We start from the raw sequence: 7,159 nt of genomic DNA on the forward strand, positions 1-7,159 counted from the left end.
AATGTCCGCATTGATGTCGGCGCACGGATGCGAAGCATGTGGAAGTGATGTTCCGCGTTCCATACGCGCGCGAATGGCAAACATGCTGTCAAGAAGCCCTTCCAGCCATTGCAAACGCCTAGGTTGAGGAGTGGCGGACATAACAACTGCGCAGCTTAGATCGTATAACAACAACACGGCAGAGATCGCCAGGATGACGCCAACGACCCTTTTCCTGATGGTGAGACAACCATTGAGAATGGTTTTCTTCTGGCAACGTCCGGTATGATGTGACTCTTTGCTTTGCAGGCGTGACTCCGCTTGACTCTTCGGAAGGCCGGGTGTTTTTGCCGGAAGTGCTTTATCGCTACAGAAATGCCGACAGGATAGCCTCACGCCATTACAATAAAGTCTCTTTCGCCCGCAGCGACAGCCAAGCGGCATGGCTTTTGCTTTAAGCAGACGGGAGACACTTTACGGGAATAAGACAATGTCCAACTCAACCACCATCCATAACGACGGAAATACACTGTTTCCGATCGTTCTTTCCATCGTTGCCGCTGCGGCAACGGGCGTTCTCTGGGCTTATGCCAATCCGATCCAGCTGGTTCCGGGTGTGATCCAGTGGCGCATTTTTGCTTTCCTGCCGCCGCTAGTCGGTATTCTGCTGGGCCGCAAGAGCGGTTTCATCTGCGGCTATCTCGGCACAATCATTTGGTCGCTACTCGCTGGCACCTTTATTCCTGCGCATTCGCTACTCATCGACGGCATCATGGTTGGCCTAACCGGCCTGATCCCCGGCATACTGTTCGATCCGAAGACCACGACTTTCAATCGCGCAACGCTGATTAAAATTGCAGCGACCTGCCTTATTGTTGGCCTCTTGATGGTTGCCGCCGTTTCGGCAAGCCTTGCCTATCTTGGCATTTTCCCGTTCTGGTGGGCCGTCATGTATCTCGGTCTTTCCGATATCGTTCCGATGCTGATCGGCACCCCGCTGCTGGTCGTTCCGGCTCTGAAGATTCTCAAGGGCGCGCATCCGTCCGGTTTCACACGTTTCTAAGAACGGGCCCGGAAAAGTGCTCCAACTGCAGAATGTTAAAGTCGGCTTTGGCGATTCCGTGTTGGCAATCGCCGAGGCCAGCCTCGATATCCGTGACGGCGAACGCCTTCTGGTCTGCGGCGCGGGCGGCAGTGGCAAGACCACGCTGCTCAACGCTGCATCCGGCATTGTGCCGCGTCTGATTACCCCGCAGGTTTTTGGCGGCGATGTGACGCTGAACGGCAAGCCCATCTCTTCCATATCGAAGGATGAGCTGTTCAGCACGGTCGGTGTGGTTTCGCAGAATGTGGAAGACCAGCTCTGGGATCTCAGCGTCGAAGACCTGATTGCCTTTCCGCTGGAAAATCGCGGCCTTGCCAAAGACGACGTCCGCACGCGAATTGACGATCTCCTCAACGAGCTTGATCTGAACGCCCTGCGCGGCCGTCGCGTGCTCACCCTTTCGGGCGGCGAGCGGCGGATGGTGGCCATGGCCGCCGCACTGGCTGCCGAGCCGAAGCTCCTGATCCTCGACGAACCAACCACGGGACTTGATCCGGCGGCGCGTCAGCGCCTCTTGCGGGTTCTCAAAAAGCTCGGGGCGGAAATTCCGGCCCTGCTGATTGCCGAACAGGATCCTGCCTCCTTGCAGGCCGTCATCACTGATGTCGGCCTGGTGAAGGAAGGCAAGCTTGCGCCTGTCGTGCCGCTTGCTTCCATCATCAATGATGCGGGAGCCTGGGAAGATGCGGGTGTTCTGCCGCCTGTGGCGGTGCGCAAGCGCCTTGCCGGTGGCAAAGCCGATGGTCAGGTGCTCGTTTCCGTGTCGGGCGTCAAGACGCAGCTTCAGCGCCGTGATGGCCAGCCGGTTCTTGAAAACGTGAATTTCCAGATACGGGCGGGCGAGGTCGTCGGTCTGATTGGCAAGAACGGTGCGGGCAAGACCACGCTGTTCCAGTCCATTCTGGGCCTTCAGAAAATTGCGGCCGGTTCTATCACCATTGGCGGCGAGAATGCCGACAAGTGGACGGCGGCCAAGCGTGCCCGTTCGGTTGCCTATCTGCCGCAGAACATGCGCCGGATTCTGTTCAACATGACGGTGCCGGAAGAGGTGGTCTTCGCGATCACAGCGGCAACCGGCGCGCCGAGGGATGATGCCATCACCGCCCGCGCAACGGCATGCCTGTACAAATATGGTCTGGGCGGCCACGAGGAAACCAACCCGTTCGCGCTTTCCTCGCGGCAGCAGGCCTTGCTTGGTCTCGCCTGTGCGGAAGCGGCGGGCGCTTCGGTTGCCATTCTCGATGAGCCGCTTCTGGCACGCGATCTCAACGGTCGCCGTATGCTGGAACTGTTCCTCGAAACCGCACTCAGCGAAAACCGTGCCGTGATGCTGATCTCGCACGATCTGGAACTGGTGGACGATGTGTCGTCCCGTGTCATGATCCTCGATAACGGCCATGTCACTTTCGATGGCGATGTTGATGCATCCTGGGCTTCCGATGCCTATGGCGCACTGGGCTGGCCCAAACCGCGTGTCGTCGAGACGGGAGAAGCCGCATGAAAATCTTCTACGATTTGAACTTCTTCGTGAAGCTCGTCGCGGCTTTTCTGGTCATGCTTGCAGCATGGCTGGTGCCTGGCTGGCATTATGGCGTGCCGCTGGCACTGGTGACGGTCGGGTTTCTGGTGCTGGTCAAGGTGCCGGGCCTGCGCGGCTATCTCAAGGGTGCGATACTGTTGACGCTGCTCGTCATGGCGAGCTGGATTCTCAATCTCGTGCTGCAAGGTATGGACTTCGTGGACACGCTCCCGATTGCCGCCGGTATGGCGGCGCGACTGGTGACGACCACGGCTGCCTTCTATTTTGTAATGGAAACCAGCACGCCGGGTTCCATTCTGGCAGCGGCAAGCGCTGCGCGTCTGCCGCCTATGGTAACGCTAGTGCTGTCGCTGACCTTTGGCATCATCCCAATGCTGCGCGAGGATTTCGAACGTATCGCGGATGCGCAGCGCGCCCGCGGCATGGAAATCGATGACGTCTCCTTCCCGATGCGCCTGCGTTTTGCGTTGGCGCGCGGTGTTCCGCTTCTGGTGCAGGCAATCCGCATGGCACATGCCATTTCGCTTTCGCTGGCCATTTATGGCTTCGACACCAAGCGTAAGCGCACCACATGGCGCAACGTTGGCCTGCTGATTGAATCACGGCTCAATACCAAGGACATAAAACGATGACTGAAGACAGCACGAAACTTTCCGGCAATGGACAGGTCTGGACCGTCGATGTGGCAGGCCGCAAGGTCGATCTGCCGATTGTGTCGATCAATCCGAACTTCGCCATTTCCCTGATGATGGTCATTGATCTCGGTGTTCGCTTCGGAGAACATGTGGGCAAAGCGCTGGCCGAAAAGCTGGCGCCGCTGAGGCCCGATGTGATCGTCGGTGCTGCAACGCTCGGCATTCCGGTAGCGATTGAAGTGTCGCGCGCGCTTGGTCTTGACGATTATGTCGTGTTGCAGAAGTCGCCGAAAATCCATCTCGGCGATGCTCTGGTGCAGACGATTTCCTCCATCACCTCCAAGGGCGAGCAGCGTTTGCTTCTCGATCGTCAGGCCATCCCGCTTCTCGAGGGAAAACGCGTGGTCGTGGTGGACGACGTCGTGGCATCGGGTTCAAGTCTCAAGGGATCAGTCGAGTTGGTGCGCAAGGCAGGTGGCGAGGTCGTCGGCATCGGCGTCATCCTCACCGAAGCCAAGGACTGGCAGGCCACACTGGGCGAAGATGTGAAGCTACTTCATAGCCTCGCGCATATTCCGCAGTTCGACAATCAGAATGGCGAGTGGAAGCCGATTCTTGATAGCTTTCTGTGAAGACCAACGGAGCCTCGTAACCATTAATTTTAGGACAGTCCCAGCCGGCGACTGTCCTTTGCGGCCTTTGAACTTGGGGGTTCTAGAGCACGTCCGTTGAACGCGGAATCGCGATAAGGATTCACTTGTTGGCCGAACTCTGCTTCTATTGCCCCATTGATGGTTTAGTCGGTGGCAAAATGACCCGAGCTTTCAGCGACGATCTTCGTAGCCGGGTTTTGACTGTGTCATGGGATGGCACGTCAAAGCGCTCAGCCGCAGCCCGATTTTGGGGTTGGCGGCTCAACAGCTATCGCCTGGATTGCGAGTACTCGGGCTGGTCGGTTGACGCCTGCGAAACAGGGGCGTCGCGGTGGCTCGCGCCTCGATGCCCACGAGGGCTCCAAAGTCGGTATGATTGAAGAGGCAAAGGACATTGCCCTCAACGAGATGGTCCTGCGATTGCGTGAGGAGAGAGCCGTTTCCATTGGCTGCGGCGCGCTCGATGTCTGGCTTCGAAGGCGCGCTTGGACATTCAAAAAAAGACCGCACCTGCATTGGAGCAGGAGCGCCCCGACCTTTTGAAGCGTCGCCGCGACTGGTTCGCCAGACAACTCGATATCGATCCGGCGCGCCTCGTCTTCATTGATGAAACGGGTCTGAGCACAGATGTCGCGACTTCGCTGACGGGACGGCGAGAGGAATGCCCGCTCTGGTGCGGGGGGCGGTGCAGCCAGAGGCGCAGTCGGGGGTGTCGCCGGTGGTCTCACCGGGGCCCTTACGAAAAGCGGCGTATCGGGAGAAGGCGCAATTTTGTCCGGTGCCAATCCGGTGGATATCAACGCCCGACGCAAACTCTAGGTCCAGAAAGGCTGACAACGGTTCGACGCGAACCCCGATCCCTATACCGAAGAGGAAATCGAGCGGGAAGGTGCACCAAGTTTGCGCGACGCTGCGCATCCCAAAGGGATTGCTCACCATATATAAGAATGGAACACTGTGCCTTTCAGTATCGAGCCTCAATCGGGCTGACAGCGTCGATGTCCGCTTCAGATTTGGTACCGACACTTGTCGAATAGGAGCTAGATTTCAAGATTATGGACCTCGGCTCTGCTGGATTAAGGCACTTATCCATTCGGCATAATGCACATCCGAAACAGCTGGAAAGGAGATTGTGAAATGCCCAAATTCATCACTATCGGCTATGGCGACCGGGCCGGATATGATCAGACGCCACAAACCGTCCGCGATGCCGCTCACGCAGGATGCAAAGCTGCTTTCTGAAGGCGCATTGATAGGCATTGCCGGATCACCTGTGCAGGTACGCAATCCCGTTGGCACTGGCGTGCAAACACAGGAAGGTTCATTTATGTCCTCCGCGCTGCCAATCGCCGGATTTGCCGTAATTGAAGCCACCGATCTGGAGGACGCCGTCAAAAAGGTCTCTGGAGTTCCCTGTGCGGTTGCGCATGGCGTCGTCGAGGTTTGGCCATTGGAGTAGACAAGACTGTTGCCAAACGGCGAATTGCTATCGGTTATATAGCGCGGGCACAGCGAAGTTGGATTTGAACCGTTTTGCCCGCAATCAGTGCCGGGTCCGCTGCGAGAATAAAAGTGTTCATTCCTTCTTGCCGAAGTGAGACAATCGCCTCCTGTAGCACCTCCCTAACGCCCGTATTCTTGGCACTGCTGTTGTAAGTGGCCAAAGCTGCCATGCATCCGCATGCTCCGATCGGCTGACGCAGCCGAATGGTGGTACTCACTGACACAATGTTCGCGTCGGTTTGAATTTCGCCGACGTCAAGGTCACACAGCCAGACAGATCGTTTTTAACGACAACATCGTCTGCTTCTGCTGACAATGCAGGCGCACAGAAGACTGAAACCGCCAGTACACCTGGAATCAAACGGATCATGTGAGCTTTCCCTCCGATATAGACCGCCATTCAATAATATAGCTTGTCGTAGCCAATAGTCGGACGAGCAGTGATCAGTTATCCTTCACTTCGCGCTGCCTCAATCGTCTAGCTATTGCGAGCAAAAATATCTTCTCCGCGCGCAACTTAGCCATCAACTCGCGCTTCAGTTTAACGTTCTCGATTTCGAGTGATAATAATTCAGCTTGGATATCGGCCTCTGCGACCAACTGATCCTTGAAACTTTGCTTTCGCGGAACCACCTTCCGCACGCCAGAGCGAATGGATGGCTTCTTTGCTCTCACAACAACGGCTTCCGTCAGTTCGGGCATGCGAGGCGCTACCGTTTCACCTGGCGACGCTTCCAGTTGAGAGACCTCAGCGTCGGAAGACGTCGTTACAAGCGGGCTTTCTGCAATATTGACAAAGACGGGCTCCGCTACCGGCACAGGTTTCACCGCTTTGATTTCAACCTTGCTTGCAGCCTGCTCAGGCAGATCGGGCGTTAACTTCACCTCCGGCATCGGCTGTGGCGCATCAGCTTCCACTTCACGGGCAATCGACTTCAGATCGAGACTCCCCCATAATGAGGTCCCAGTCTTACGTGCACGCTTGTTCTTATATTCAACGACAACATTGCGGATTGGATTTTTCATCCGTGAATAACTTCCTGAGAAAATGTAAAGCTGGAGTGCCAAAGGGCCTGTGCCAATATCTATAGACTTTGCTCCCGATTTTCAATCTTCGATATAGCGTTTGGCTCTATGAGTAAGTGCTTGAATACCACTTTCTATCTGCTCTTTAGTCAGCAGTAAAAGGCCTTATTTTTACATAAAGTATTGATCTCTATTCTCAGTGACCAAATGCTTTACCGCGCCTCAACCCTGGAGAAAACGACCGTGGCTGATGAAACAATTCTCAATGCAAATCCCGCTGCTACCGAAACCAAAGCTGCCGAGCCTGTTGGCGCGACAAAGCAGAACCCAAGTCAGCGAAGGCCGTAGCAACCACGACTGCTAAGGCACCTAAAGGCCATGCAAAGGCGGCGTCTGGAGCGTCAGCGCGAGCAACGCGCAAGGTCAAGAAATACACGCCCACGCAGCGTGCTTCCATTCTTGCTTTCGTGGAAAAGGCGACAAAAAGCGGCAAGACCACTTTGAAAGCTGCATTACAGCAGGCGGGGGTGAGCGAGCAGACCTATTACAACTGGAGGAATGCTGCTGGCAAAACCGCTGCGCCAGTTGCCGCGAATATCTCTTCGGGCGATGATCTGAAGGCTCTGGTCGCACTGGAAGCGGTGACGTTGCCCCGTTGAAATAATCCATTTTGAAGTAAGCTCTGGCCCATTGAGAGGACCAGAGAATGAAGCGCAAC

9 protein-coding genes and 1 pseudogene are annotated in these 7,159 nt (G+C 56.1%); 7 read left to right on the forward strand and 3 right to left on the reverse strand.

The genetic code is table 11. The features are described from left to right. Positions 1 to 469: 469 nt before the first annotated feature. The 6 genes and pseudogenes from HWD97_RS23720 to HWD97_RS23745 all read left to right on the forward strand — a co-directional run bounded on the left by HWD97_RS23720 (position 470) and on the right by HWD97_RS23745 (position 5,371). Positions 470 to 1,042, forward strand: coding sequence for an aminotriazole resistance protein (locus HWD97_RS23720; RefSeq protein WP_021586547.1), 573 nt, complete (start codon positions 470 to 472; stop codon positions 1,040 to 1,042). A gap of 58 nt (positions 1,043 to 1,100) precedes the next feature. Beyond that, complete coding sequence (locus HWD97_RS23725) at positions 1,101 to 2,585, forward strand: ABC transporter ATP-binding protein (RefSeq protein WP_371835755.1); 1,485 nt, start codon at positions 1,101 to 1,103, stop codon at positions 2,583 to 2,585. Continuing rightward, on the forward strand, positions 2,582 to 3,256 hold the full coding sequence (locus tag HWD97_RS23730) for an energy-coupling factor transporter transmembrane protein EcfT (protein WP_109365657.1): 675 nt from the start codon (positions 2,582 to 2,584) through the stop codon (positions 3,254 to 3,256). The genes HWD97_RS23725 and HWD97_RS23730 overlap by 4 nt, the downstream gene beginning before the upstream one ends. Continuing rightward, positions 3,253 to 3,891 carry a phosphoribosyltransferase family protein gene (locus tag HWD97_RS23735; protein WP_109365656.1) on the forward strand — a complete coding sequence of 213 codons (639 nt, stop codon included), beginning with the start codon at positions 3,253 to 3,255 and terminating at the stop codon, positions 3,889 to 3,891. The genes HWD97_RS23730 and HWD97_RS23735 overlap by 4 nt, the downstream gene beginning before the upstream one ends. A gap of 179 nt (positions 3,892 to 4,070) precedes the next feature. Further along, positions 4,071 to 4,565 (forward strand): annotated as a pseudogene (locus tag HWD97_RS23740) (IS630 family transposase); the annotation flags it as partial. A 527-nt stretch (positions 4,566 to 5,092) separates the two neighbouring features. After that, positions 5,093 to 5,371: a transcription initiation protein gene (locus tag HWD97_RS23745; protein WP_244597014.1), complete on the forward strand. Its 279-nt coding sequence runs from the start codon at positions 5,093 to 5,095 to the stop codon at positions 5,369 to 5,371. A gap of 34 nt (positions 5,372 to 5,405) precedes the next feature. Here HWD97_RS23745 and HWD97_RS23750 read toward each other — a convergent pair whose 3' ends face one another. The 3 genes from HWD97_RS23750 to HWD97_RS23760 all read right to left on the reverse strand — a co-directional run bounded on the left by HWD97_RS23750 (position 5,406) and on the right by HWD97_RS23760 (position 6,441). Further along, complete coding sequence (locus HWD97_RS23750) at positions 5,406 to 5,639, reverse strand: DUF2195 family protein (RefSeq protein WP_176588812.1); 234 nt, start codon at positions 5,637 to 5,639, stop codon at positions 5,406 to 5,408. Beyond that, entirely contained in the window at positions 5,630 to 5,785 is a 156-nt protein-coding gene (locus HWD97_RS23755) for a hypothetical protein (RefSeq protein ID WP_176588813.1), read from the reverse strand. Before HWD97_RS23755 ends, HWD97_RS23750 begins: the two co-directional genes overlap by 10 nt. Before the next feature lie 74 nt (positions 5,786 to 5,859). Next, positions 5,860 to 6,441, reverse strand: coding sequence for a hypothetical protein (locus HWD97_RS23760; protein WP_109365654.1), 582 nt, complete (start codon positions 6,439 to 6,441; stop codon positions 5,860 to 5,862). A 467-nt stretch (positions 6,442 to 6,908) separates the two neighbouring features. Here HWD97_RS23760 and HWD97_RS23765 point away from each other — a divergent pair, with 467 nt between their 5' ends. Beyond that, positions 6,909 to 7,100, forward strand: coding sequence for a hypothetical protein (locus HWD97_RS23765; protein ID WP_371835756.1), 192 nt, complete (start codon positions 6,909 to 6,911; stop codon positions 7,098 to 7,100). Positions 7,101 to 7,159: the final 59 nt, after the last annotated feature.

The organism is Ochrobactrum sp. C6C9, assembly GCF_022627935.1.
GTDB lineage: Bacteria > Pseudomonadota > Alphaproteobacteria > Rhizobiales > Rhizobiaceae > Brucella > Brucella teleogrylli.